Source organism: Micromonospora sp. WMMC264 (assembly GCF_027497275.1).
GTDB classification, from domain to species: Bacteria; Actinomycetota; Actinomycetes; order Mycobacteriales; family Micromonosporaceae; genus Micromonospora; species Micromonospora chalcea.
Genome location: NZ_CP114907.1, coordinates 3,696,161 through 3,720,657 on the forward strand (window position 1 = coordinate 3,696,161; position 24,497 = coordinate 3,720,657).

Annotated in this window: 25 protein-coding genes; 17 read left to right on the forward strand and 8 right to left on the reverse strand. The window is 74.3% G+C overall.

The features are described from left to right. Positions 1-4: 4 nt before the first annotated feature. Together O7542_RS15795 and O7542_RS15800 are read right to left on the reverse strand one after the other, a co-directional pair. Positions 5-214: a GTPase activator gene (locus O7542_RS15795; RefSeq protein ID WP_187693551.1), complete on the reverse strand. Its 210-nt coding sequence runs from the start codon at positions 212-214 to the stop codon at positions 5-7. A gap of 36 nt (positions 215-250) precedes the next feature. Further along, positions 251-1,141 carry a DUF72 domain-containing protein gene (locus tag O7542_RS15800; protein WP_187693550.1) on the reverse strand — a complete coding sequence of 297 codons (891 nt, stop codon included), beginning with the start codon at positions 1,139-1,141 and terminating at the stop codon, positions 251-253. Positions 1,142-1,286: 145 nt separating this feature from the next. Between O7542_RS15800 and O7542_RS15805 the strand changes: the two genes are divergently transcribed. Next, positions 1,287-1,979, forward strand: coding sequence for a hypothetical protein (locus tag O7542_RS15805; RefSeq protein WP_281604795.1), 693 nt, complete (start codon positions 1,287-1,289; stop codon positions 1,977-1,979). A gap of 25 nt (positions 1,980-2,004) precedes the next feature. After that, the gene (locus O7542_RS15810) at positions 2,005-2,721 is read left to right on the forward strand and encodes a Pr6Pr family membrane protein (RefSeq protein WP_281604796.1); all 717 of its coding nucleotides are present in this window, start codon (positions 2,005-2,007) and stop codon (positions 2,719-2,721) included. 15 nt (positions 2,722-2,736) lie between these two features. Here O7542_RS15810 and O7542_RS15815 read toward each other — a convergent pair whose 3' ends face one another. The 3 genes from O7542_RS15815 to O7542_RS15825 all read right to left on the reverse strand — a co-directional run bounded on the left by O7542_RS15815 (position 2,737) and on the right by O7542_RS15825 (position 5,854). Next, complete coding sequence (locus O7542_RS15815) at positions 2,737-4,815, reverse strand: glycogen debranching N-terminal domain-containing protein (protein WP_281604797.1); 2,079 nt, start codon at positions 4,813-4,815, stop codon at positions 2,737-2,739. Continuing rightward, positions 4,812-5,186, reverse strand: a complete 375-nt coding sequence (locus O7542_RS15820; RefSeq protein WP_043325133.1) for an SCP2 sterol-binding domain-containing protein — start codon at positions 5,184-5,186, stop codon at positions 4,812-4,814. The genes O7542_RS15815 and O7542_RS15820 overlap by 4 nt, the downstream gene beginning before the upstream one ends. Positions 5,187-5,347: 161 nt before the next feature. After that, the gene (locus O7542_RS15825; protein WP_043330388.1) at positions 5,348-5,854 is read right to left on the reverse strand and encodes a DinB family protein; all 507 of its coding nucleotides are present in this window, start codon (positions 5,852-5,854) and stop codon (positions 5,348-5,350) included. 100 nt (positions 5,855-5,954) lie between these two features. Here O7542_RS15825 and O7542_RS15830 point away from each other — a divergent pair, with 100 nt between their 5' ends. From O7542_RS15830 to O7542_RS15870, 9 genes are all read left to right on the forward strand, one after another. After that, a complete protein-coding gene (locus O7542_RS15830; protein ID WP_043325134.1) occupies positions 5,955-6,470 on the forward strand; it encodes a 2'-5' RNA ligase family protein in 516 nt (171 codons plus the stop codon). A 581-nt stretch (positions 6,471-7,051) separates the two neighbouring features. Continuing rightward, a complete protein-coding gene (locus O7542_RS15835) occupies positions 7,052-8,161 on the forward strand; it encodes a hypothetical protein (RefSeq protein ID WP_043330389.1) in 1,110 nt (369 codons plus the stop codon). A 23-nt stretch (positions 8,162-8,184) separates the two neighbouring features. Continuing rightward, complete coding sequence (locus O7542_RS15840) at positions 8,185-9,012, forward strand: MEDS domain-containing protein (RefSeq protein WP_281604798.1); 828 nt, start codon at positions 8,185-8,187, stop codon at positions 9,010-9,012. Continuing rightward, positions 9,009-9,971, forward strand: coding sequence for a sensor histidine kinase (locus tag O7542_RS15845; protein ID WP_281604799.1), 963 nt, complete (start codon positions 9,009-9,011; stop codon positions 9,969-9,971). The genes O7542_RS15840 and O7542_RS15845 overlap by 4 nt, the downstream gene beginning before the upstream one ends. A gap of 135 nt (positions 9,972-10,106) precedes the next feature. Next, entirely contained in the window at positions 10,107-11,570 is a 1,464-nt protein-coding gene (locus tag O7542_RS15850) for a hypothetical protein (RefSeq protein WP_104115105.1), read from the forward strand. Positions 11,571-11,694: 124 nt separating this feature from the next. Next, complete coding sequence (locus tag O7542_RS15855) at positions 11,695-12,069, forward strand: hypothetical protein (protein ID WP_104115104.1); 375 nt, start codon at positions 11,695-11,697, stop codon at positions 12,067-12,069. Further along, complete coding sequence (gene pip / locus O7542_RS15860) at positions 12,008-13,063, forward strand: prolyl aminopeptidase (protein WP_281604800.1); 1,056 nt, start codon at positions 12,008-12,010, stop codon at positions 13,061-13,063. Before O7542_RS15855 ends, pip begins: the two co-directional genes overlap by 62 nt. Continuing rightward, complete coding sequence (locus O7542_RS15865) at positions 13,060-13,881, forward strand: metallophosphoesterase (RefSeq protein ID WP_281604801.1); 822 nt, start codon at positions 13,060-13,062, stop codon at positions 13,879-13,881. Before pip ends, O7542_RS15865 begins: the two co-directional genes overlap by 4 nt. A gap of 147 nt (positions 13,882-14,028) precedes the next feature. Next, positions 14,029-16,290: a catalase gene (locus tag O7542_RS15870; RefSeq protein WP_274477954.1), complete on the forward strand. Its 2,262-nt coding sequence runs from the start codon at positions 14,029-14,031 to the stop codon at positions 16,288-16,290. Positions 16,291-16,368: 78 nt separating this feature from the next. Here O7542_RS15870 and O7542_RS15875 read toward each other — a convergent pair whose 3' ends face one another. Continuing rightward, positions 16,369-17,346 carry a DUF2804 domain-containing protein gene (locus O7542_RS15875; RefSeq protein ID WP_069089969.1) on the reverse strand — a complete coding sequence of 326 codons (978 nt, stop codon included), beginning with the start codon at positions 17,344-17,346 and terminating at the stop codon, positions 16,369-16,371. Positions 17,347-17,416: 70 nt separating this feature from the next. Further along, entirely contained in the window at positions 17,417-18,175 is a 759-nt protein-coding gene (locus O7542_RS15880) for a peptidylprolyl isomerase (protein ID WP_013474698.1), read from the reverse strand. Positions 18,176-18,402: 227 nt separating this feature from the next. Here O7542_RS15880 and O7542_RS15885 point away from each other — a divergent pair, with 227 nt between their 5' ends. The 4 genes from O7542_RS15885 (at position 18,403) to O7542_RS15900 (ending at position 21,860) form a co-directional block, all read left to right on the forward strand. Continuing rightward, positions 18,403-19,536 (forward strand): RNA ligase RtcB family protein, encoded by a 1,134-nt coding sequence (locus O7542_RS15885; RefSeq protein WP_281604802.1) that lies wholly within the window; start codon positions 18,403-18,405, stop codon positions 19,534-19,536. Continuing rightward, positions 19,533-20,138: a peptide chain release factor H gene (prfH, locus tag O7542_RS15890; RefSeq protein ID WP_281604803.1), complete on the forward strand. Its 606-nt coding sequence runs from the start codon at positions 19,533-19,535 to the stop codon at positions 20,136-20,138. The genes O7542_RS15885 and prfH overlap by 4 nt, the downstream gene beginning before the upstream one ends. A gap of 235 nt (positions 20,139-20,373) precedes the next feature. Further along, the gene (locus O7542_RS15895; RefSeq protein WP_281604804.1) at positions 20,374-21,003 is read left to right on the forward strand and encodes a hypothetical protein; all 630 of its coding nucleotides are present in this window, start codon (positions 20,374-20,376) and stop codon (positions 21,001-21,003) included. Between the two features lie 29 nt (positions 21,004-21,032). Continuing rightward, positions 21,033-21,860, forward strand: a complete 828-nt coding sequence (locus tag O7542_RS15900; protein ID WP_274479338.1) for a DUF72 domain-containing protein — start codon at positions 21,033-21,035, stop codon at positions 21,858-21,860. A 62-nt stretch (positions 21,861-21,922) separates the two neighbouring features. Here O7542_RS15900 and O7542_RS15905 read toward each other — a convergent pair whose 3' ends face one another. Then, positions 21,923-22,717, reverse strand: a complete 795-nt coding sequence (locus tag O7542_RS15905) for a DUF3152 domain-containing protein (RefSeq protein ID WP_281604805.1) — start codon at positions 22,715-22,717, stop codon at positions 21,923-21,925. 136 nt (positions 22,718-22,853) lie between these two features. Between O7542_RS15905 and O7542_RS15910 the strand changes: the two genes are divergently transcribed. Continuing rightward, complete coding sequence (locus O7542_RS15910; protein WP_281604806.1) at positions 22,854-23,357, forward strand: SigE family RNA polymerase sigma factor; 504 nt, start codon at positions 22,854-22,856, stop codon at positions 23,355-23,357. A gap of 5 nt (positions 23,358-23,362) precedes the next feature. Continuing rightward, positions 23,363-24,082 carry a hypothetical protein gene (locus O7542_RS15915; RefSeq protein ID WP_281606480.1) on the forward strand — a complete coding sequence of 240 codons (720 nt, stop codon included), beginning with the start codon at positions 23,363-23,365 and terminating at the stop codon, positions 24,080-24,082. The last annotated feature ends 415 nt before the right edge of the window (positions 24,083-24,497 follow it).

Sequence of the window (24,497 nt, forward strand, 5' to 3'; positions counted from 1 at the left end):
GAGCTCAGGAGCCGGTGCCGTCCTCGTCCGGGCTGCCGAGCGCGGACGGCTCGTTGTCCGGCACCGGTGACTCGGCCACCGGGTGCCCGGTGTCGTCGACCAGGCTCGGCGCCATGCTGCCGCCGTGCGCCTCCTCGGCCTCCCGGGTCGCCCGCAGGTCCCGCTCGTCCTCGTCGCGCCGCTTCTCCACCGATCCCCCTTCGCGGTCGTCCACGAACCCGGCGGTACCCGGGAGGAAGCCGGGAAAACCTCAGGCGCGCGCGGCGGCCGGGGCGACGCCGAGCAGGCCAGCCAGGCGGGCGGCGTCGCGCTGGGCCTGGTCGCCGCAGCAGTTGTTCATCAGCACGTGCAGTTCGGCGCACTGGTCGGCCAGCTCGCGCAGCAGCACCGACCAGTGCCGCAGCTCCCGCTCGCCGTAGGCGTAGCGGAACCGCTCCTGCTTGTCGCCGCTCTCCCAGGCCGTGCTGTGCCCGTGGAACCGGATCACGGCCAGATCGGTGGTGGCGACCAGGACCGGCGGCACCGAGGAGACGTGCCCCTGCGGCATGTCCACGCAGGCGTACCCGAGGTCGTGCTCGCGCAGGAACGTCACCGTCTCGGCCATCGCGTCCCCGTCGAACCAGGAGGAGTGCCGCAGCTCGACGGTGACCGGCCAGGGGCGGCAGCGGCGCGCCGCGTCCAGGATCCGCCGCCGGGCCGCGTCGCCGCGGGCCAGCCACGGCGGGAACTGCAACAGCACGGCGCCGAGCCGGTCGGCCGCCGCGAGCGGCGCCAACGCCGCGTGGAACCGGTCCCACAACTCGTCGTACGCCCCGGCGGGCAGGTCGCGCCAGCGGATCCGGTTCGGGCCGCCGGCCGGACGCAGATCCTTCGGCAGCGCGTCGATCGGGGTGTGGTGGCCGGTGAACAGGCGGAACGCCTTGACGTCGAAGGTGAATCCGTCCGGCGTCGCGGCCGCCCAGCCCGCCGTCGTCTCCGGCGCCGGCACCGCGTAGTACGACGTGTCCACCTCGACCAGCCCGAAGCGCTCGGCGTAGAAACCCAGCCGGCCGGCGGGCGTGTTGACGCCGCGCGGATACCACCCGGAACGGACCAGCATCTGGTCGGCCCAGGAGGACGTGCCCACCTTGATGACACCCATGTAATTCAGTTCACCGCGACCGCCGGACATCGGCAACCGGAGATGCCGTGCGGGCCCTGACCGGCACCGGGGTGACCGACCTCACCGGCGTTCCGCCGCGCCGAAGTGTGACGCGGGGCCGGGTGGCGGCGCTGAGGGTCACGAGATGGACGCATCCGGCCTGGACCAGGAAACCGTCGAGCGGCTGCTCGCCGGCCGCCCCGGCGACACGTCGTCCGCTCCGCCGGGGCTGGTGGCCGTACTGGACGCGGTCCGGACCGCGCCCGGCACGGGCGAACTCGACGGGGAGGCGGCAGCCGTCGCGGGGTTCCGGGACGCCCGGCGGGCACGCCGTCGCCGCCGCGTCCGCTTCGGCGTACGGGTGGCCGTGTCCGCGCTCGCCGCGTCCCTCACCAGCGGCGTCGCGCTCGCCGCGACCGGCAACCTGCCGCACGCCGCGCGCCCGGCGGCGACGCCGGACGACGCCGCGCCGCCCGTGCCGTCGGCCCGCCCCGCCCGGCCGGCCCTCTCACCGGCTACCCGGGCGGCGCAGCAGTCCGCGCCGCCCGGACTCTGCGTCGCGTACCGGGCCCTCGCCGAGGCGGACCGGGGACGCGCTCTGGAGACACCCGCGTTCAGCGACCTCGTCGCCGCCGCCGAAGGCCGCGAGCGCGTGCCGGACTACTGCGCCGCGCTGCTGGGCGACGACGACCCGCCGGGGAAGGCCGACGGCGGGCGGGGCGGCGGCAGGTCCGCTCACCCGGTCCAGCCGTCGGTCGGGCCGCCGGGGGCGGACGTCCTCCCGCCGGGGCAGGCGAAGCGGCCCGATGGCACCCCGCCCGGGCGGCGTACCGGCTGACGACCGGCTGGTAACTTGTGCCTCCGTGACCCCCCGGCGTCGCCGACCGGCGATCCTCCTCCGCCTCGCAGAGGTGCTCGCCGTGCTGGCCGGCATCGTGCTCACCGCGCTCGGCCCGGCCACGCTGACCGGCCTGCTGCCGTACTTCACCATCCAGAGCAACGTGGCTGTCGGCGTGCTCGCCGGCTACGCCGCCTGGTGCGCGCTGCGCGGTCGGCCGGAGCCGCCGAGCGTCCTCAAGGGAGCGGTCACCCTCTACATCACCATCACCGGTACGGTCTACCACCTGGTGCTGGCCAACCCGGCCAGCTCGTTCGCCATGGCGCAGCCGGACCGGCAACCGGGCGAGTGGTGGGGCAACCAGTTCCTGCACACGGTGGTGCCGCTGCTGGCGATCGCCGACTGGGCGCTGTTCGACAGACGCGGCCGGTTGCGCCCGCGCTACGCCGCCTGGTGGCTGGCGTTCCCGCTGGCGTATCTCGGGTTCGCGCTGGTACGCGGACTGGTGGTGGACCGCTACCCGTACCCGTTCCTGGACGCGGGCCAACTCGGCTACGACGGCGTGACGGTGAGCGCGATCGGGTTCGCCCTCGCGTTCTGGCTGCTGGGACTGCTGTTCGTGGGCGTGGACCGGCTGCTCGCCCGGGCCGGGACGGCGCAGTCCCCGCCGTCCGCGCCCGCGTCGGCCGACCCGCCGGCGCCGGTCCGGCCCGCCTCGCGGGAACCCACCGGCTCGGGCTGACGGACGCCGGGCGGGTCAAGCGGCCCGCCGGGCGTCCACGCCCGCCCGCAGCCGCCGGCTCGTGCCGCGCTCCCGGCCGTACGCGTCGGCCCGTCCCCACCGGCCCGGCACGTCGAGCAGCTCGATCCGCCCGTACCCGGCCGGGACCGCCGGGTTCACCAGCAGGTTGTCTCCGCAGGGGCGCAGCCCCAGCATGGTCGAGAGCAGCATCAGCAGGCCGCTCGCGGCCCACGACTGCGGCCGCCCGGCATCCGGCATCTGCACCGGGTACTTGGTGACCCCGCGGGGGTAGCCGGCGAAGGCCTCCGGGATCGAGCCGCCGAGCGTCTCCGCCGCCGCGAACACGCCGGCCGCGATGTCGCCCGCCTCCGCCTCGTAGCCGTACCGCCGCAGGCCCGCCGCGACGATCGCGTTGTCCCACGGCCAGACCGCGCCGAGATGCGCGCCCACCGGGTTGTACGGCAACTGCCCCTCGGCGTAGGTGCGGATGCCCCAGCCGGAGTACAGGTCCGGCCCGCACAGGTGCCCGGCCAGCGAGTCGGCGCGTTCCGGCTCGACGATGCCGCTCCACAGCAGGTGGCCGAGATGCGAGGTGAGCGCGTCGACGGGCTCGCCGTCCGGGGTGAGGGCCAGCGCGTAGTAGCCCCGGTGCGGCAGCCAGAAGTCGCGATCGAACCGTTCCCGCAGCCGCGCCGCGTCGGCCTCCAGGCGCTCGGCGTAGCCCGGGTCGCCCCAGAACTCCCGCGCCAGCCGGGCACCGCGGATCCGCGCGTCGTACGCGTACCCCTGAAGCTCACAGGTGGCGCGCGGGTACGGCGGCACGACGCCGTGCCGGTCGACCACCGAGTCCGGGGAGTTGCGCCAGGTCTGGTTGGCCACTCCGCTCGCCGTGTTGCGCGGGTGGTAACGCAGGTAGCCGTCGCCGCACAGGTCGCCGTAGCGGGTCAGCCAGTCCAGCGCCATCCGGGCCGGATGACGTAGCTCGTGGATCAGGTCGACGTCACCGGTCCAGCGCTCGTACTCGTCGAGCAGGATCACGAACAGCGGCGTGGTGTCGGCCGCGCCGTAGTAGAGCGCGGTGGGCTGCTCGTCGAACGCGGCCGCCTCGCCGTACCGCAGCTCGGCGAGGATCTTGCCGGGCTCCTCCTCGCGCAGGTCGTCGAGCCGGCCGCCCTGCAGCATCGCCAGCATGTGCAGCGTGGCCGTGGTCAGCTCGGGCGTGAACGGGAGCGTCTGGAGGCAGGTGATCAGCGCGTCCCGCCCGTACAGCGTCATCGCCCAGGGCAGCCCGCCGACCGGCACCCGGTCGACGTACGCCAGCGGCGTGTACCGCAGCGCGGCCAGGTCGTTCAGCGCCTGCCGGTAGGCGGCGGTCAGCGCCGGGCGGTCGGAGAGCAGTTGCGGGGCCTGGTCGAGCCACCGCCGCAGGTCGTCGCGCATGTCCTGCCGGACCTGCTGCCGATGGGAGTCGATGCTCGCCCGCAGGTCCCGCCCCCGGGCCCCCTTGATGATCATCTCGACGTGCAGGTCGACGTGCCACGCGCCCTGCGGCTCGACGCGGATCCGGAAGGTCATCCCGCTCCGGTCCACCTGCGCCGGGGCCGAGCTGGAGACGCACGTCCCCCGGGAGAACCGCCCGCGCTCGTGCCGGATCCACAACCGCTGCCCGGCCGGATCGGGGACGATCGTCGGCCGGCGCGGGCCGGGACGCAGGATCTCCGACGTGTCGGCGAAGTCGCTGCCCATCTCCAGCCGCACCGTGTACTCGGCGGGCTCGGGTGAGTGGTTGAGCACCGTGATGCTCTCGTGGTACGCCTCGTCGATGAGGCGGTGCCGGATCACCGACACGTCGGCGTCCACATAGTGGCTGGCTGCGCCGGGCACCAGCACGAAACGGGTCTCGAAGTAGGTCAGGTCGTCGCGGGACAACGCGTTCAGCCGCTCGCCGTCGACGGTGAGCACCCAGTGGCTCAGGAACCGGGTGTCGAAGGAGAAGAGACCGATCGGCGCGCTGGGGTCGATCTCCATGTCGCCCTGCGCGTCACTGACCGCGAAGGCGTTTCCGGCGAGGACGTGGACCAGCTCCTGCTTCATCGGGCCACCGCCTGCCCGGCCGCCTCCCGGGGATGCCGGGCGTCCGGGTGCCCGGGGAAGATCCGGCGTAGCGCCATCAGCAGCTTGAGGTCGCCCTCGACGGCGATGTCGTTGCGCAGCAGCGCGGCGGCCGGATGCAGGAGGCCCGCCGCCATCCGGTCGAACACCTCCCGGTCCGCGCGGACCACCAGGTCGGCGTCCGCGGAGAGCCGGTCCACCCGGACGTCCTGACGGTCGACGGTCAGGTACCAGTGCTCGGTGCGGCCGTCGTCGTGCAGGTCCAGGCGAATGGTGCCGCAGGTGGTCTCGGGCAGGTCGGGGTTCCGGCCGGCGGCGGCCCGGGTCAGGTGTTCCGCGGCCGAGACGCTCATCGGGCCTCCTCGTCGGTCGTCGCGGCCACCCGCCTGACGGCGCCGCCCGTGCCGCGAGGATCCCCCCGCCCCGGGTGAGGCGAACTCACCCGGTCCGGGTGAGCCGCGGCGGTGACCCGGCAGCGGCCGGACGGGCCCGCTGGGACGGGGCCGGGCGGCGCTCAGCCCAGGATGAGCCCGCGCACGTAGGCGGCCTGGCCGACGTGCTGGAAGTCGTCGTCGAGCACGCTCACCAGCCGCACCCCGAGCGTCACCGGCGGATCCCAGTTCTCGTCCACCACCCGGTCCAGGTCGGCCGGGCGCAGCCCGCGCAGGTAGTCCAGGCTCCGGTCCACCACCGCCCGGTGGTAGTCCAGCAGCACGCCGCCGTTCTCCGGGCGTACCGCGGCGATCTGCTCCGGGCCGTGCCCGAAGCCGGTGTCGGCGCGGTCGGGCCGCAGACCGCACCGCGCCGCCCAGTCGCCGCCGGCCCAGAGCTGTGGCTCGCCCATCACGTCGGCGACGTGGTCGTCCTGGATCCGGGTCAGGTGCCAGACCAGCCAGCCGACCGGGTTCGCCCCGTCGGCCGGCGCCCGCCGCAGCTGGGCCGCGTCGAGCCCGTCGAGCGCCCCGGCGACCAGATCGGGCAACCGCCCGTACGCCTCGATCAGCACGTCCGTCGCGTCCACGCGCACCTCACTCCCCTGCCGTCTCGTGCGTCTTTCCGGGCAGTACCGCCCAGCGTGCCCGGCAAACCTCGTCGCGGGACCCGACATCTACTGTGATCGGGTGGTCGCGGCGCTGGAGCTGTATCTCGACACCGACGCCACCCGGCGGATCCGGGTGCTGTGGGACCTGCTGGAGTCCGACGGGGTGCCGAGCCTGCGGTCACTGCTGGCGCAGCGGCACCGCCCGCATGTCTCGCTCGCGGTGGCGCCCCGCCTGGACCCGCACCGCGTCGCCGAGGCACTCGCCGGAACCGTGGTGGCCGCGCCGCTGCGGCTGGAGTTCCAGCACGCCGGGCAGTTCGTCGGCCGGGTGCTCTGGCTCGGTCTCGCGCCGACGCCCGAGCTGCTGGCGCACCACGCCGAGGTGCACGACCGGCTGGCCCGGGCCGGTGTCGAGGTGGTGGAGCACTACCGGCCGGGACGCTGGGTGCCGCACTGCACGCTGTCCATGCGGGTGCCGAACCCGCTGATGGGGGCGGCGGTGCGACGGTGCCTGGAGGTGCTGCCGCTGACCGCGACGGTGGTCGGCGCGGCGGTGGCCGACCACGCCCGAGACATCTCCCACCCCCTCCCCTGACGCACTCTCCCACCAAGATCCACACCATCTCGGCGAGCTGGCCGCATCAGACCACCTCCGATGCAGCCACCTCCCCGAACCGGTGTCGATCTTGGGCGGGTCACTGCGGGGTGAGGTCGAGGAGGAACGTCGGGTGGTCCGGCTGTGGGCACGGGTCGCCCCGATGACCGAGCCGCTCGTAGAACCGCGCCGCCCGCCCGGCCGCCGGCCCGGCGGCGCACCGCCGTGAAAAAGGAACGGCCCACCCCGTCACGTCGCCGTCCGGAACGACGTACCGGTCGTGCAGGCGTACGGTGCGGTGCGCGTCGGTGGACCTGCGGCGGTGAGTCGCCGACGCCCATGTCCCGCAGCATCGGCCACAGCGCCGGCCAGTCCGGTACGCGCCTTCCCCGCACGGTGCCCGACCTCGGTTCAGGATGCGGGCGCGACAGCGTGGCGGGACCGGGTTTCGCGCCATCTGCGGCTGCCCTGACGATCGCGGCAAAACCGACGCAAGCTGGTAAAAGCGCAGGTCAGAGCCATTCTGGCCACCCGAGGACGTGCGGCTGGAGCGGCAGCGAAACACGTCGAAGGAGAGCCTCATGGCCGCACCCGTCGTCCGTTCCGTCACCCCCGACCAGACCGTCCTGCTGCCCGGGCAGTCGACCACCGTACGGGTCGACGCCTACCACCCCGACTCGCGGCTGCTGACGCTCGCCGGCCGGGTCAGCGACCCCACCGGCGTCACCTGGGACAGCCCGGTCCGGGTGGATCTGAGCGTGCCACTCACCGTCCAGCTCGCCAGCGCCTCGCCGGGGGTGACGGTCACACCCAGCAGCGCCGAACCGGGCCGCTTCACAGTCACCGTGCTGGCCGGCCGGGGCACGGTGACGCTGACCGCGACGGCGCGTGACGGCGCCGGCCGCACCGGCACGGGCACCACCACGCTGACCGTGCCGCTGCTGGTCGGGATGAGCGCCGAGAAGGGCGCGCGGACCCAGCGGGCGGTGGCCGACTACCCGGGCATCCGTTACATGCGCGACTTCGGCACTGACGGTCCGGACGCGGACACGCTGCCGGAGCTGCCCGCGCTCAACGCCGGCAAGTTCGCCGACGCGCCGTCGGCCGTCATGCACGTCAGCTGGAAGGACGACGTCGAGCAGTTGGCGAGCTGGCTCGACGGCGTGAGCCGCCCGATCTACCTGACCTGGTACCACGAGCCGATGGGCGACGTGGCTCCGGCGACGTACCGGGCGACGGCGAGCCGGGTGACCCAGATCGTGGCCGCGCACCGCAACCGGCGGTGGGTGCTCGGGCACGGCCCGATCGTGACCCGCTACTGGCTGGACGAGGGACGCGGCAACCCGACCGACTGGGGTTATCCGGGCATGACCCACTACGGCGTGGACTGCTACTCGCGGGACACGGCCGCGTACTGGCCCGCCTCGCGGATGTTCGGGGTGGCCTTCGGCAAGGTGCGCGCCGCGTACCCGGGCATCCGGCTGCTGGTCCCCGAGTACGGGCTGACCCGCGTCGCCACCGACACCACCGGCGCGGGCCGGGCGCGCACGATCCGGGACCACGTCACCTGGCTGCGCCAGCAGAACGACGTGGACGCGATCGCGTACTGGAACAACTGGGCCGAGTTCGAGCTGGGCGACCCGCCGCCGGAGGCCACGGCCTGGCGCGATCTCCAGGTGGGCCCGGCATAGACTGGGCCGATGAGGCGGAGTCGGTGACCAGCGGGAGCGTGTCGTACCCGGGCTACACCCATGGCTGCCTCGCCTACGACGACCCGGCGGCGCTGCGCGCGCTGACGGTCGAGCAGGTCAGCGCCGGTCTCGCCGCCGGTGAGCAGGTCTGGGTGGTCTGTCCGGAGGATCGTGCCACTGTCACCGGCTGGCTGGCCTCGGTTCCCGGTCTCGACGCCGCGCGCCGGCGGGACGCGCTACGGCTGGTTCCCGTCGGCGAGGCGTACCGGCACGACGAGATCGTCGACCCCAACCGGCAGGTCGGGGCGTACGTGCGGGCCACCACCGAGGCGCTGACCGCCGGGCACACCGGCCTGCGGGTGCTGGCCGAGGCGACGAGCCTGGTCCGCACCCCGGCCCAGCGGGACGCCTTCGCCCGTTACGAGCACCGCATCGACCACTGGATGCGGCACCGGCCGATGTCGGCGATCTGCGCCTACGACCGCCGGCAGCTCGGCGACGCGGCAATCGCCGAGCTGGCCTGCCTGCACCCGGTGACGAACGCGGACGTGCTGTTCCGGCTGCACGCCGGCGACGGCGACTCGGTGGTGGCGCTGGCCGGCGAGCTGGACCCGACCAACCACCGGGACTTCGCCGCCGCGCTGGAGCGGGCCGACCCGCGGCCGGTGGCGGGCCGGGTCGTGTTCGACGCCGCCGAGCTGCGTTTCGTGGATCACCGCAGCCTGCTGCACCTGTGTGACCACGCCCGCCGCTACGACGCCGTCGCGGTGCTGCGCACCCCGCACCGGACCCCGGCCCGGCTGGTCGAGCTGCTCGGCCTGACCGGGGTACGGGTGGAGGTGCTCGGATGAGGAGCGGCGCGGCCTCCGGTCACGTGGGCTACTTCCACGAGGCGTTCGTCTACGACTCCGACGAGGAGCTGCTGGCGGTGGCGCTGCCGTTCCTGCTGGACGGGGTCGCGGCCGGCGAGCCGACGGCGGTGAATCTGGACGAGCGCAACGCGGAGCTGGTGCGCCGGGCGCTGCCCACCGGCGCCGAGGTCACGTTCCTGCCGGTCGGGGACCTCTACGCCCGGCCCAGCGTCGCGCTGCGCTCCTACCGGGAACTGCTCGCGTCTTACGTGGCGGCGGGCGCGGCGCAGATCCGGATGGTCGGCCAGCTGCCGCCGGTGCTGCTCGGCTCGACCTGGGACTGGTGGGCCCGCTACGAGTCGGCCATCAACCACGTCTACGACGACTTCCCGCTCTGGGGCATCTGCGCCTACGACCGCCGCAGCACCCCGTCGCACGTGCTGGCGGACGTGGCGCGTACCCACCCCCGGGTGGCGCGGCCGGACGGCGGGCACGAGACGGCCGATCTCTACACCGACCCGATGAGCTACCTGACCGAGCCCCGCCCGGTGCCGCTGGACCCGGTGCAGCGGACGACGCCGCTCGTCGAGCTGATCGACCCGACGCCGGCCCGGGCCCGGGCGGAGGTGCGCGCCGCCGACGACGGCCTGCTCGCGCCGGACAGCGCCGACGGGCTGGTCATCGCGGTGAGCGAGGTGGTGAGCAACGCGCTGCGGCACGGCGAGCCGCCGGTGCGGATGCGGCTGTGGCGCGCGCCCGACCGGATCGTGGTCACCGTAAACGACCGGGGCCCCGGGCCGAAGGATCCGTACGCCGGACTGTTGCCGGCCGGTGACGGCTCCGACGGCGGGTTGGGTCTCTGGATCAGCCACCAGAGTTGCGACCACGTGACGCACCACCGCGACGCGGGCGGCTTCACCATCCGTCTGACGGCGGGGAACCCGCACTTCCCGGTCTGACCGCGACGCCGGTCGGCCGGGCAGGGGCGGGGCGGGGCGAGACGCGCGCGCGGACGCGGTACCGTAGCGCCTCATCGTGCCCTGCGGGGCGGTCATCCGCCGGCCTGGCGCTGGCGAACCGACGGAGGATGGCGCATGTCCAACGGCGACGATCCGTTCGCACCCCACGACGACGTGTCCGCGCGCCCGCGCTTCGATCCGGCGCTGCGCGGCTACGACAAACGTCAGGTGGACCGGTACGTCGAGCAGGTCGACGCCGAGGTCAGCGCGCTCACCGCCGCGCGGGACCGGGCGTACGCGCAGGTGCGTGACCTGACCGCGCAGGCGCAGCGGGCGCAGGCCGAGGCGGCCGAGTTGCGCGAGCGTCCGGCGGCGGCGGTGGACCGGGCGTCCTTCCGGGACCTCGGCCCGATGGTCGACCAGATCCTGGACCTGGCCGAGAAGCAGGCCGGGCAGATCACCGACGTGGCCACCCGGCGCGCGGAGGAGTTCCAGGCGCAGGCGGAGAAGCTGCTGGCTGCGGCGCAGGAGCAGGCCGCGCGGGAGCGGCGCGAGCTGGACGAGGAACTGTCCGCGCGCCGGGCCGAGCAGGAGCGGGTGGACGAGGAGCGGCTGGCCGCGGCGCAGGCGGAGCTGGCCGCCGTGCGGGAGCTGGCGGAGAAGCTGCGCGTCGAGGGGCAGGCCGCGCACGACCGGGCCCAGCAGGAGGCGAAGCGGATCACCGAGCAGAGCGCGCAGCAGGTCGAGCAGGCGCGTTCGGCGTCCGAGGCGCTGGTGAAGGCCGCGCGGACGCAGATCCAGCAGGAGGTCCAGGCCAACCGCAGCAAGGCCCAGCAGGAGCTGGCCCAGTGGCAGGCCACGATGGCCAAGGAGCTGGACGAGCGGCGGGCCGCCGCCGAGCAGGAGCTGGCCGACCGGGCCGCCGCCGCGGAGAAGGACATCGCCGCGCTGGTCGCCGAGGCGCAGCAGTACGCCACGGAGGTCCGGGAGCGGGCCGACGAGGAGACGACGGCGCACCAGGAGCAGCTCGCCGGCGTGCAGCGGGAGATCCAGCAGCGGCAGGAGACGCTGACCGGGCTCAAGGCGGAGCTGGAGACGGTCTCCCGGAAGCTGGAGGAGACCCGCCGGGAGATCGGCACGATCGAGCGCAGCGGCGCGGAGCTGGAGGAGCGGCTGGTCGGCGTACGCCGGGAGCTGGCCGCCGAGAGCAGGCGGCTCGACGAGGCGCGGCGCGCGGCGGACCTGGCCGAGCAGCACGCCAAGGAGACCCGGGCCCGGGTGCAGCGGGAGGCCAAGCGGGTCGCCGACCTCGCCGCGGCGGCGGTCATGGCGGCGGCTGCGGGCGGCGGGGAGACCGCCGAGTACCCGCAGGTGTCGGCGCGTCCGGCGGTCACCGTCGCGCCCGACGCAGCGCCGCGGACCGGGGACGGGCGGACCGAACCGGACGCGGCCGAGCCGGAGCAGCCCGTCGTGGAGCCGTTCGTCGAGCGGCTGGACGGGCCGAGCTTCGACGCGTTCGCGGTCCGCACGCCGGCTCCGCGCGGGGCGCCCGAGGTGGAGACCACGGGTACGGACAACGGCGTGCCGGCTACCGCCTGAGCGATCGGCGCCACCGGTCCGGGCCGGGCCGGTGGCGCCGCATCTTGCCCATCGACCTTGCTCTATGCAAATATTTGGATCGATCTGCTGGTGCATCTCGATCTTTATTCGGGGGTTGACGGGTATGCGGAAGATCTCCTCCATCGGCGCCGCCGTCGTCCTGACCGTCGCCACGGCGGGCGCCGTGGTGACCGGTACGGCCGGACCGGCGAGCGCCGGGTGCAGCCACTCGCACTCCAACGTCGACAGCAAGTTCGGCCAGCTGTTCAACGCGACGAACGTCAACATCCGCACCGGCCCGCACACCACCTGCGCCTCGCTCGGGTACGGGCAGCTCAACCACAACGTCGACTTCCACTGCTTCGCCAGCGGCGACCGGGTCACCGCCAACGGCAAGACCACCTACACGTGGACGTACCTGCGGGACGTCACCACAGGTGTCTCCGGCTGGGTCGCCGACGCGCTGCTGGACAACCTCGGCGGCAACGTCGCCTGCTGAAGACGGGCAGGTCGAGCCGTACGCCACCCACCGGATCCCGGTCGGTGACGGCCACGTCCTGTACGTGGAGGAGGTGGGCCGGCCGGACGGCGTACCCGTGGTGTTCCTGCACGGCGGGCCCGGCGGCGGGCTGGTGCCGGCCGCGCGCCGGTTCTTCGATCCGGAGCGCTACCGGGCCGTGCTGTTCGACCAGCGGGGGGCCGGCCGCAGCACCCCGCACGGCGAGGTGCGCGCCAACACCACCTGGCATCTGGTGGACGACCTGGAGACGATCCGGCGGCGGCTGGGCATCGGCTCGTGGCTGGTGTTCGGCGGGTCGTGGGGCACCACGCTCGGCCTGGCGTACGCGCAGGCGCACCCGCAGCGGGTCACCGGCCTGGTCCTGCGCGGCGTGCTGCTCCTGCGCCGCGCCGAGCGGGACTGGTTCTACCAGGGCGGACTGCGGCATCTCCAGCCCGAGGAGTGGGAACGGTTCGTCGCCCCGGTCCCGCCGGGCGAGCGCGACGACGTGCTGGCCGCGTACCACAGGCGGCTGCACGGCCCGGACGAGGCGCAGGCCCGGGTCTGGGCGCGGGCCTGGGGACGCTGGGAGGCGGTCAACTCGTCGCTGCGCCCCGACCCGGAGCTGCTCGCCCACTTCACCGCCGACGAGCACGCGCTGCCGGTGGCCCGGATCCTGTCGCACTACGCCGTGCACGGCGGCTTCCTCACCGAGAGCCAGCTGCTCGACGGCGTGGACCGGATCCGCCACCTGCCCGCGGTGATCGTCAACGGCCGGTACGACCTGTGCTGCCCGCCGGTGTCCGCGTACGACCTGGCCCGCCGGTGGCCGGAGGCGACGTTGCGGATCGTGCCCGGTGCCGGGCACTCCGCGGCCGAGCCGGCGATCGCCCGCGAGGTGCTGCGCGCGCTCGACGAGGTGACCGCGAGGGTCGAGAGCCCGGCCGGCGAGCCTGGTCATCCGCAAGCGCCGCTGGCAGGATCGGCCGGGTGACGGGTGGGCTGTACGCGGTCAGCGACCTCCATGTGTCGTACGCGGAGAACCGCGCGGTGGTGGACGGCCTGCGACCGGAGACGGCGGACGACTGGCTGATCGTGGCCGGCGACGTGGGCGAGGTCTTCGCCGACATCGAGCGGACGCTGCGGCTGCTGCGCGACCGGTTCGCGACAGTGGTGTGGGCGCCGGGCAACCACGAGCTGTGGACCCACCCCAACGACCCGGTGACGTTGCGCGGGGTGGCCCGCTACGACGCCCTCGTCGCGATGTGCCGCGAGCTGGGCGTGCTGACCCCGGAGGACGAGTACGCGGTGTGGCGGGGCGACGGCGGCCCGGTCACCGTGGCGCCGCTGTTCCTGCTCTACGACTACTCGTTCCGCGCGCCCGGCACCACCACCAAGGAGGAGTCGCTGCGCGTGGCGTACGACGCCGGTGTGGTGTGCACCGACGAGATGCTGCTGCACCCCGACCCGTACCCGGATCGGGAGTCCTGGTGCGCGGCGCGGCTGGAGGCGACCCGGCGGCGGCTGGAGGCCACCGACCCGGCGCTGCCGACGGTGCTGGTCAGCCACTGGCCGCTGGTGCGCCAGCCCACCGAGGTGCTCTGGTTCCCGGAGTTCGCGCAGTGGTGCGGCACCGACCGGACGGCCGACTGGCACGTCCGGCACCGCGCCGCCGTCGCCGTCTACGGCCACCTGCACATCCCGCGCACCACCCACTACGACGGGGTGCGGTTCGAGGAGGTGTCGCTGGGCTACCCGCGCGAGTGGCGGCGTCGCGGCGGCGAGCCGGCTCCGATGAAGCGGATCCTCTGACGTCCTGGACGGCCGCTGGCTGCTCACCGGCGTGACGGTGCCACGCCGGTCCTGACCAGTGATTCCGCGATTGTTCCGGTTTGCCCGCCCTCAGCTGGGGTACGGCCGAAGGGGCCTGGACATTTAGCTGTAGGAGGACAGGTCCTGATGGAATCCAGCAAGCCCGCCCAGATCGTCAAGGGTGTCGTCGAAGCCGCCGTCGAGAAGGTCGGCGACGCGCTGACTCCGGACGTGCCGGGCGCTCCCGGCAGCGCGCCACCACCGCTGGAGGAGCCGACCACGCCGCACGGGCCGCTGCCGCCCAAGGCCGAGCAGGGCGCGCCGGACACCCGGACCCCGACCGGCGCCGAGACCGGCGTACCGAAGATCGCCAAGGGGCAGCAGGGCGCGTACCTCACCACCGCCAACGGCGCCCGGCTGCGCGACACCGACCACTCGCTCAAGGCCGGTCCGCGCGGCCCGGTCCTGCTCCAGGACCACCACCTGCGGGAGAAGATCACCCACTTCGACCACGAGCGGATCCCGGAGCGGGTGGTGCACGCCCGGGGCGCTGGCGCGCACGGCACCTTCGTCGCCAACGGCGCCGCCGAGAAGGTCACCCGCGCCGGTTTCCTCAAGCAGGGGCGCGAGACGCCGGTCTTCGTCCGCTTCTCCACCGTGCTGGGCTCGCGCGGGTCGGCCGACACGGTCCGCGACACCCGCGGCTTCGCCACCAAGTTCTACACCGACGAGGGCACGTTCGACCTGGTCGGCAACAACATGCCGGTGTTCTTCATCCAGGACGCGATCAAGTTCCCGGACGTCATCCACGCCGGCAAGCCGCACCCGGACCGGGAGATCCCGCAGGCGCAGAGCGCGCACGACACGTTCTGGGACTTCGTCTCGCTGCACACCGAGGCCCAGCACCACACCATCTGGAACATGTCCGACCGGGGCATCCCGCGGTCCTACCGGACCATGGAGGGCTTCGGCGTGCACACGTTCCGCCTGGTCGACGAGGCCGGCGCGACGGTGCTGGCCAAGTTCCACTGGAAGCCGAAGCTCGGCGTGCACTCCCTCACCTGGGAAGAGGCCCAGATGATCAGCGGCATGGACCCGGACTTCCACCGCCGCGACCTGTACGACGCCATCGAGGCCGGCGCGTTCCCCGAGTGGGAGCTGGGCATCCAGGTCTTCCCGGACACCCCGGAGGAGACGTTCGCCGGGATCGACCTGCTCGACCCGACGAAGATCGTGCCGGAGGAGCTGGCGCCGGTGCAGGCGATCGGCACCCTCACCCTCAACAAGACGCCGCGCAACTTCTTCGCCGAGACCGAGCAGGTGGCGTTCCACGTCGGACACCTGCCGCCGGGCATCGACGTCACGAACGACCCGCTGATGCAGGGCCGCCTCTTCTCGTACGTGGACACGCAGCTCACCCGCCTGGGCGGGCCGAACTTCACCCAGATCCCGATCAACCGGCCGCACGCCGACGTCAACGACATGCTGCGGGACGGCTTCCACCAGCACGCGGTGCACGCGGGCGTGGCGCCGTACCGGCCGAACTCGCTCGACGGCGGCAACCCGTTCCCGGCCGGCGACCGGGAGCACGCGTTCGTGGACACGCCGGTGACGGTGGCCGAGGCGCCGAAGGTGCGGGCCGCGCCGGCTTCCTTCGACGACCACTACAGCCAGGTACGCCTGTTCTGGCAGAGCATGTCGCCGGTGGAGAAGGAGCACATCATCCGGGCGTACACGTTCGAGCTGGGCAAGTGCTACCACCAGGCGATCAAGGAGCGGCAGCTGCAGTGCCTGGCCAATGTCGACCCGGTGCTGTGCGAGCAGGTCGCGACCGGTCTGGGCCTGCCGGTGCCGCAGCCCACCGTGCCGCTCGCCGAGGTGCAGCCCAGCCCGGCGCTGTCCCAGGTGGGCCGGGAGTGGCCGGCCGACGGCCGGATGGTCGGCATCGTGGTCGACGCCCAGGCCGACCTGGGCGACGTGCACGAGGTACGCCGGGAGGTGTTCGCCGCCGGCATGGTGCCGCTGCTGATCGCCGCGCACGGCGGCACCGTCGACGGGCTGCCGGTGCAGCGCACGTTCGCCACCGGCCGCTCGGTCGAGTTCGACGCGGTGCTGCTGGCCGGCGCACCGGCCCCGGCGCCGGACGCGCTGCCGGCCCGCGACGCCAAGGCCGGCGCGGCGGGCTCGGCCACCGTCGACCCGCGGGTGCTGCTGCTGGTCGAGGAGGCGTGGCGGCACGCGAAGGTGATCGGCGCCTGGGGCGCGGGTGCCGAGGTGCTGAACCAGGCCGGTGTCACCGGCACGCCGGGCGTGGTCACCGGTGGCTCCGGCGCCGAGGTGCTCGCCGAGGCGCAGCGGCTGATGGCGGCGCACCGAGTCTGGGAGAGGTTCCCGGCCTCGGTCGCCTGACCTCGAAGTCGCGCGTGGGGCGGTCCCGGACGGGGCCGCCCCACGCTGTGCGTACGGCCCGCCCGACGGGGACCGGCCTCACCAGCGGTTGCGGGCCTCCTCGGCCCAGCCGACCAGGCCGTCCAGGTCCACACGCCCGCCGTCGTCGGTAGCGGCCCAGCCGGTGAAGTGCCCGAAGCACTGGTGCGTCTCCCCGGCCAGCACGAGCAGGTTGGTGCGCGCCACCCGCTCGTGGAACGGGTGGAACGTGACGTCCACCCGGTCGCCGGTGATCCGCCACGGCCGCAGCCAGTCGGCGCGGTCGTACTCCCAGGTCAGGTCCGCGCCGATCTTGTGCAGCCGCCCGTCGACGAAGACCGCGTTCTCGGTCGAGCCGGTGCCGTCGGTCCACTTGCCGCCGAGCTGGATCGACCGGCCCGGACCGCTGCCGGCCGCCCAGTTCCACCGCACCGCGTACCGCCACTTGCCCCGGCCGTGGTCGAGCGCCGCGTACGACCCCTCCCCCACCGGGTACGCCGTGCCGTCCACGGTGATCGTGCCGTGCACCGGACGGCCGATGTCCTTGACCGTGTACTGGAACCGGCGGGTGCTCCACGGCACCACCACGCCGAGCGACTCGTGGCCGGGCGGCAACGGCACGGTCAGGTCCACCTCGACGCCGGGCGCGCTGGCGCGCAGCGTACTGCCGTCGGGGCCCTGGTCCACCGCGATGGTGAGGTTCCCGCCGCGGGCCCGGACCGGGCCGTCGCCGCTGACCGGCGGCAGCACGGTGCCCCGGGCGAACGGCACCACCGCCTCCGCCGTGGTCTCCCGGCCGGTGCTCCGGTCGAGCAGGTAGAGGCTCTGCACCCCGGCGTAGTCCAGTGACGACGCGACCAGGCCGAGGATGTGCGTCGGCGTGACCACGCCCCAGTGCTCCCACCGCTTGGCCCGGCCCCAGCCGCGCAGGTTCGCCCGGTGCAGCGGCCGGCGGCTCCAGCCGACCGCGTCCGGGTTCAGCCGCCCGTCCGGCCGGCACAGGTCTACCGGCTCGGTGATCTCCCGCTCATGCGTCATCGCCGCAGGCTACCGGCGGCGACGCGGGCCCGGCGGGCGGCCTCGTCAGCCGTCCCGCCGGGCTGTCACGTCAGCGGCCCTGCTTGGCGCGGCAGATCTCCACCGGCACCGCCGGGGCGCCGTCGACCGGCGCCGGGTCCTCCGGGGTGGGCGCGATGCCGCCGGCCGAGATCCGGTCCAGCGTGGCCAGCCCGGCCGCGTCGACCTGACCGAACACCGTGTAGTTGGGGCGCAGCGCCGAGTCGGCCTGGACCAGGAAGAACTGGCTGCCGTTGGTGTCCGGGCCGGCGTTGGCCATGGCCAGCGTGCCGCGCGCGTACAGGCGGCGTACGCCGGTCGGGTCGGTCGGCGCGGGCGGCAGGTCGGTGGGCAGCTCGTCGCGGTAGCGGTAGCCCGGGCCGCCCTCGCCGGTGCCGGACGGGTCGCCGCACTGCAGCACGGTCAGCGTCGGGTACGCGGTGAGCCGGTGGCAGGGCGTCCGGTCGTAGAAGCGCTTACGGACCAGGTGCAGGAAGCTCTGCACCGTGCACGGCGCCTGCTCGCGGTCCAGCGTCAGCCCGATCGGCCCCTGGTTGGTGCGCAGCGTGACCCGCACGGTGCCCCGGTCCGGCGTGCGGCGCGGGTCCGGCGGCAGCGGCACCGGACGGGCGGCCGGCTCGTCCGGCGTGGGCGTGTACGCGCACGGCCCCTTGGTGGGCGCCGGGTCGGCGGCGGGCGCCGCGGTCGCGGCGACACCTGCGGCGGCGACGATCGTCGCGGCGGCCACGCTCACCCCGGCGAGGCGGGCCAGCAGGGGTAATGCGGCGTGCGTTCGGGTTTCGCTCGACACGGTGGTCCTCCCTGGACTCGTGGTACCAGAACGACCGGAGTCTATGGATCGGGTGGGGTGATGTCGACGCGCACGCCTCACGGGTCGCCGGGAAAGTCGGTTGCCCGCCCGCGCCACCTCCGCGAGGCTGAGCGGCATGACGTTCTGACGGATCACACCCCGCCCGCAGGCCCCTCCTCGCCGCCTGCCGTTCCCCGGCCTCTCTCTTTCCGCAGAAACGAGCGTCTGTGTCCGCGTACCCCTCCGGGCGGGCCGTCGTGCCCGCCACCGTCTCCGTCTTCTCCTCCCCCGGCAGCTGGATCGAGTCCACCGCGCTCGACCAGTGCCGTCAGGTCGCCGCCCTGGACGGCATGGCGCACGTCGCCGCCATGCCCGACCTGCACCCCGGCAAGGGCGCGCCGATCGGCGCGGCGATGTCCTCCACGGTGCTGTATCCGTTCCTGGTCGGCTCCGACATCGGGTGCGGCATCGCGGTGTTCCCGATAGCGCTGCGCCGGGTCGTACCGGAACGGCTCGCGGCCCGGTTCCCCGACCTGGACCGGGCGCTCGACCCGGACGCCGACGACCCGGCGTGGTCGGTGCTGGACGGCGACATCCCGGCCGGGCACCTCGACGGGCTCGGCACCGTCGGGCGCGGCAACCACTTCGTCGAGCTGGCCCGCGTCGGGCCGATCCTCGCGGCGGAGCACGCCACGCGGCTCGGGCTGGACGCCGGTGACCTGGTGCTCGTGGTGCACTCCGGATCACGTGGGCTGGGCGAACGGATCCTGCGCGAGCACACCGAGACGCACGGCGCCGGTCCCGCGCCCGACCCGGACGCCTACCTGGCCCGGCACGACGCGGCCGTGCGGTGGGGGTCGCTCAACCGGCGGCTGCTGGCCGCGCGGGTCGCGTACGCGCTCGGCGCCGAACCCACCGAGCCGGTCGTCGACCAGTGCCACAACCTGGTCGAGATCCGCGACGGGCGCTACCTGCACCGCAAGGGCGCGGCGCCGGGCGACGGGCGGGACGTGCTGATCGCCGGCACCCGTGGCACGCCCTCCTATCTGGTGGCCGCGCACGCCGGGCCGGACGCCGGCTACTCGGTGGCGCACGGCGCCGGGCGCAAGATGTCGCGCGCCGACGCGCTGCGCCGGGGCCGGGCCAAGCACACCGTCGAGGAACTGCGGCGTACGCCGGTCGGCTCGATAGTGGTGTGCGGCGACCGGCAGTTGCTGTTCGAGGAGGCGCCCACCGCGTACAAGCGCATCGAGCAGGTCGTCGGCGACCTGGTGACGCACGACCTCGCCACCCCGGTCACCACCACGGTTCCGCTCGTCACCTACAAGACGCCGGACGTGGGCCGCAAGGGCCGCCGGTGACCGAGCTGCTGCTGTCCGCCGGACGCGGACCCGCCGAGTGCGCGTGGGCGCTCGCCCGGCTGCTGTCCCGCCTGGAGGCCGAGGCGGCCCGGCGGGGCCTGCGTACCGCGCGGGTCGAGACGGTGCCCGGCGACCGGGCCGGCACCTACCGGTCGGTGCTGGTCCGGATCACCGGCGCCGGGGCGGAGGCGTTCGCGGCCGGGTGGACCGGCACGCTCTGCTGGCAGGCGCCCAGCCCGTACCGGACGGGCCACGGGCGCAAGAACTGGTACGTCACCGCGCGCCCGTGCCGGACCGACGTTGTGGTCACGCCGTTCCACGAGGCGGACGTCGAGTTCGTGCCGTGCCGCACCGGCGGGCCGGGCGGTCAGCACCGCAACAAGGCCAGCACCGCCGTCCGGGCCACGCACCGCCCGTCCGGCCGGACCGTGGTGGTGGACACCGAACGGCACCTGCACCTCAACCGCCGGATCGCGGTCGAGCTGCTGCGGCAGCGGATCGCCGCCGACGACGACGCGGCCCGGCGCGCGGGCGTCGACGCCCACTGGCGGATCCACGACGACCTCGTGCGCGGCGACCCGGTACGGGTGGAGCGGCCCTGACGCGGCCCGATCCGACGTCGCTGACCGGCCCGGCTACCGTGGTCGCGGCGACCGGGCGGCCCCGGCCCGCCGCGGCGCGAGCGCGAGGAGGACGGATGCGACGGAGAAGGACCGGTCTGACGGCGGCGCTGGCGACAGGGGCCCTCTCACTCGCCTCTTGCGGTGCCAAGCGCAGTGTGTACTCCTCCGACCGGGGGCAGGTCACCGACGGCGCCTGCGACATGGACCGCGTCAAGTGAGCCCGCTCGTGCGGCGCTTCCGCGCCGTGGTCGCCATGTGGATCTTCGTCGGCGCGGGCGGGTTCCTGCTGGCCGGGTTCCTCGGCCTGGCACTGCTGACCCAGACGGGTCCGTTCGCGGCCGCGTCGACCTTCTCCGCCGCCGCCGAGTTCGCCCCCGGCGCCGAGATCAAGGTGCGGGACACCGGCGTACGCCCCGGCAACATCCTGATCCTCGCCACCCCGGCCACAGTCGACCCCGCCACCGTCCGGTGCACCGCGAAGAGCCGGGTCTACTCCACCGGCGAGCAGCGGTCCAGCGAGCTGACCGGGGCCCGGCCCGAGGGGACCGCGGCGGTGATGCGCGATCGCGGCGACCCGCGGCAGTTCACTCCGGTGCTGGCCACCGACGGCATCGCCTGGATGGGCACCGACTTCGTGAGCTGCACCGGCGCCGGCGCGGAGGCGTTCGCGCTGACCACCGCCGAGGGCATCCAGAGCGACCGGTTCCGGCTCGGCGCCGGACTGCTGCTCATGCTGCTCGCCCCGGTGCTCGCCGGGCTCGGCTGCCTCGCGCTGTACTTCACCCGGAAATGGAACCGGGAGGCGGCGCTGCGCGGCGACTCGACGAGCTGGCCCTACCGGTGACCGGGCTGCGCCTGCACGTCGGCTGTGCCATGTGGACGCACAGGTCCTGGTCCGGCCGCTTCCTGCCGCATCCGCTGCCCGCGCACGAGCGGCTGCGCGCGTACGCCGGGTGGTGCGACGCCGTGGAGGGCAACACCACGTTCTACGCGACCCCGGCCCGGGAGACGGTGGCGTCCTGGGCCGAGCAGACCGGCCCGGCCTTCCGCTTCCTGCCGAAGCTGCCGAAGGCGGTCACGCACGAGCGCCGGCTCACCGGCGGCGAGGCGGAACTACGGGCGTTCCTGCACGCGATGGAGCCGCTCGGTCCCCGGGCGGACGCGCTCTGGATCCAGCTGCCCGGCTCGTTCGGCCCCGGCGACGTGCCCGACCTCGACCGGTTCCTGCGCACGCTGCCCGACACCCACAGGTACGCCGTCGAGGTCCGCCACCCCGCCTTCTTCACCGAGCCCGGCGCGGTACGCGCGCTGGAGGCCACGCTGCACCGACACGGCGCGGAGTGGGTGCCGTTCGACACCACCGCGTTCTTCCGTACGCCGCCCACCAGCGACGCGGAGCGGGAGGCGTGGACGCGCAAACCGCGCCTGCCGCTGCGTACCCGGGCGCTGACCGACCGGCCGATCGTGCGCTACCTGGGCCGCGACGACCCGGCCCGCACCGTCGAGGGCTGGCAGCCGTGGCTGGACGTGGTCACCGGCTGGCTGCGGGAGGGCCGCTCGCCGACGGTGTTCGTGCACACGCCGGACAACGCCGACGCGCCCGAGCTGGCCCGCCGCTTCCACGACCAGGTCCGCGAGCGCGTGCCCGGGCTCGCGCCGTTGCCGGAGCCGGAGCCGGTCGGCCCGGCCACGCTGTTCTGAGCGCCGGCGTGGGTCCGCCTGCGCGGCCGGGCTGCGCGTGCCCGGCCGCGCGGACCCGGACCTCAGCCCGGCCGGCCGCCCTCCGGCGGGGGCAGGCGGTCGTCGTACACGCCGGAGCGGCCCGCGTACCGCTCGCCGCGCAGGAACGGCAGCGGGTTCGGGGTGCAGCCGTGCAGGCCGAGCGTCTGCTGCTGCATCACCGGCGCCGGGCGGCCCCGCCCCGGGCAGCGCTCGTGCCCGTGACCCAGGCGGTGGCCGACCTCGTGGTTGACCACGTACCGGCGGTACGCGGCGAGGTCGCTGCCGTACGCGGGCGCGCCGAGTACCCAGCGGGCCACGTTCACCACCACCCGGTTCCCGTTGCGGCAGGACGTGTACCGGTCCAGCCCGTCCCCGCACAGGTAGTCGCGCGTACCGGGGGTCGCGAGGTAGACGGTGAAGTCGGCGGGCCCGTCGGCGCCGACGCGACGCAGGGCGATCCGCCCGTCGGTCGTCCAGCCACCCGGGCCGGCGAGGATGCCGGTGACCTGCGCCCCGAAGTCGGCCGCTGGCAGACCCGTGATGTCGCGCTCCACCGCCACCCGGTAGCGCAGCAGCCGGCCCGTACCCCCTGTGGTGGCCGGCTCGGCGGCGGCGAACCGCCACCGGTTGCCGCCCTCGGCGGGATAGCCGATCCGCGCCGGCCGGGGCCGGACGGGCGCCGCCGCCGACGCTGCAGGCGCGGCAGCGGACGGCCCGACCGGCTCGGACGGCGTGGCTGCGGGCTGGTCGGCCACTGCCGGTGTGCAGCCGGCCAGCGCCACCGCCAGCGCGATCACCGCCGCGCCACCGCGTGTCCGGTCCACTGTCCTGGTCATCTCGACTCCCCTCGGTGCCCGGTCGGGGGCACGGGGATGAGGACGGGTGGCCCGTCGCGAAAGTTGGTGCGGCGGGGACTCAACCTTTTCCGCTGCCCGCACGTCCCTACCGGGGTGAGAGGTGCAGAGGACCCGCATGTCCCGGGGTGACGCGGAGTTCGTCGAGTTCGCGCGGGCGTGCTCCGCGCGGCTGACGCACGCCGCCTTCCTCATGACCGGCAACCACCACCACGCCGAGGATGCCGCCCAGACCGCGCTCGTGCGCACGTACGCGTCCTGGTCCCGGATCCGCAACGGCGACCCGTACGGCTACGCCCGGTCGGTGCTGGTGAACCACCTCGTCGACACCTGGCGGCGGCCGATCCGCGAGTACCCGAGCGACGACCTCCCGGAGCGAAGCGGTGGCGACCTGGCCGAGGAGGTGGCGACGCGGCGGTGGCTGGTCACCGCGCTCGGCACGCTCACCGCGCGGGAACGTGCCGTCGTCGTCCTGCGTCACTACTTCGACCTGCCGGAGGCCCAGGTGGCCCGCGAACTCGACGTGTCCGTCGGCACCGTCAAGAGCACCTCGTCCCGGGCGCTGGAGAAGCTGCGTACCGCCGGCCTGTCCGCGCCCCGACCGCAGGAGACGTGCCGGTGACCGAGATGGACGAGCTGCGCCGGGCCATGCGGGCGACCGAGCGGGCCGACGGCCTGGACCTCGACGACATCATGCGCCGGGGGCGGCGGCTGCGCCGGCGGCGGCGGGCCGGCGCAGCCGTGGCGGCGATGACGGCGGTGCTCGCCGTGGCGTTCGGCGTCGAGGCCGTGGCGACGCGGCCCGGCCCGCCGAACCTCCCGGGCGGGGAGCCGGCCGCCACCGCGTCCGCCGGCCCTCCAGCGCCCACGCCGACGGCCGCGCCGGCCCCGACCCAGTCGCCGCTACAACCGCTCGGGACCGTCGTGGACAGCGGCATCCGGTACGGCGCCGACGCGCGCGTGTTCTTCATGGTCCCGATCGACGTGCCGGAACTGCCGCGTGTGACGATCGGCCTGGTCGCCGGCCGCCGCGCGCCGGACGGCCATCTGACCTCCGACTTCCTGGTGAACGACGTGACCGGCAGCGACCGCCGGGCGGGGTTCCACGAGATCGGGTACGACCAGCAGCGGGCGCCCACCGACACGTCGATACCGACGTTCGGCTACTTCGTCGGGCCGGCGGCCCGCATCGTCGGGACAGTCGACGGCCGGCAGGTCGACGCGAAGCTGGCCAGGTGGAGCGAGGACCCCCAGGTGGTGATCTTCTGGTTCGACCCGAAGACCCTGACTCCGGGAACCCGCCTGGACGGCATCACCGCCCGAGACCCCCAGGGCCACCGCCTGTAACCCCACCCGCCCGCTCCCTCCCCCGCGTCTTGCGCGTTGATCAAGGAGTTTGCGGACTGGCACCGCCCCGACAAGGACACAAACTCCTTGATCACCGGGAAGGGAGGGGCCGGGCGTGAGAGCCCATCCCGCCCCGAGCTCCCTGGTTCGCCGACTTGAGCCGCCCCGCGCGCCCTCCCTCGCCTCGGCGCCCCGAGCCACCCGTAGATCTTGGTACGAAACGGCCCCCATGGGGGCGCTCTCGTACCAAGATCTACGACTGCTCCCGGGATACGGACCACGGATCTCGGGCCATGGGAGACCCGACGCGCCTGGGACGGGCAGGCGAGGCTGGCACCGGCCCTCGCCGGCGATCTTGCACTTTCCGCCCGGTCAGATGGGGCATTCAGGACATCCACCGGCCCGCAAGTGCAAG

Excerpts from the sequence above, each read along its gene's own strand:
- O7542_RS15800 (WP_187693550.1), bottom strand. The coding sequence starts at position 1,141 with ATGGGTGTCATCAAGGTGGGCACGTCCTCCTGGGCCGACCAGATGCTG.
- O7542_RS15805 (WP_281604795.1), top strand. The coding sequence starts at position 1,287 with ATGGACGCATCCGGCCTGGACCAGGAAACCGTCGAGCGGCTGCTCGCC.
- O7542_RS15815 (WP_281604797.1), bottom strand. The coding sequence starts at position 4,815 with ATGAAGCAGGAGCTGGTCCACGTCCTCGCCGGAAACGCCTTCGCGGTC.
- O7542_RS15820 (WP_043325133.1), bottom strand. The coding sequence starts at position 5,186 with ATGAGCGTCTCGGCCGCGGAACACCTGACCCGGGCCGCCGCCGGCCGG.
- O7542_RS15835 (WP_043330389.1), top strand. The coding sequence starts at position 7,052 with ATGGCCGCACCCGTCGTCCGTTCCGTCACCCCCGACCAGACCGTCCTG.
- O7542_RS15845 (WP_281604799.1), top strand. The coding sequence starts at position 9,009 with ATGAGGAGCGGCGCGGCCTCCGGTCACGTGGGCTACTTCCACGAGGCG.
- O7542_RS15850 (WP_104115105.1), top strand. The coding sequence starts at position 10,107 with ATGTCCAACGGCGACGATCCGTTCGCACCCCACGACGACGTGTCCGCG.
- O7542_RS15855 (WP_104115104.1), top strand. The coding sequence starts at position 11,695 with ATGCGGAAGATCTCCTCCATCGGCGCCGCCGTCGTCCTGACCGTCGCC.
- O7542_RS15870 (WP_274477954.1), top strand. The coding sequence starts at position 14,029 with ATGGAATCCAGCAAGCCCGCCCAGATCGTCAAGGGTGTCGTCGAAGCC.
- O7542_RS15875 (WP_069089969.1), bottom strand. The coding sequence starts at position 17,346 with ATGACGCATGAGCGGGAGATCACCGAGCCGGTAGACCTGTGCCGGCCG.
- O7542_RS15900 (WP_274479338.1), top strand. The coding sequence starts at position 21,033 with ATGTGGACGCACAGGTCCTGGTCCGGCCGCTTCCTGCCGCATCCGCTG.
- O7542_RS15905 (WP_281604805.1), bottom strand. The coding sequence starts at position 22,717 with ATGACCAGGACAGTGGACCGGACACGCGGTGGCGCGGCGGTGATCGCG.
- O7542_RS15910 (WP_281604806.1), top strand. The coding sequence starts at position 22,854 with ATGTCCCGGGGTGACGCGGAGTTCGTCGAGTTCGCGCGGGCGTGCTCC.
- O7542_RS15915 (WP_281606480.1), top strand. The coding sequence starts at position 23,363 with ATGGACGAGCTGCGCCGGGCCATGCGGGCGACCGAGCGGGCCGACGGC.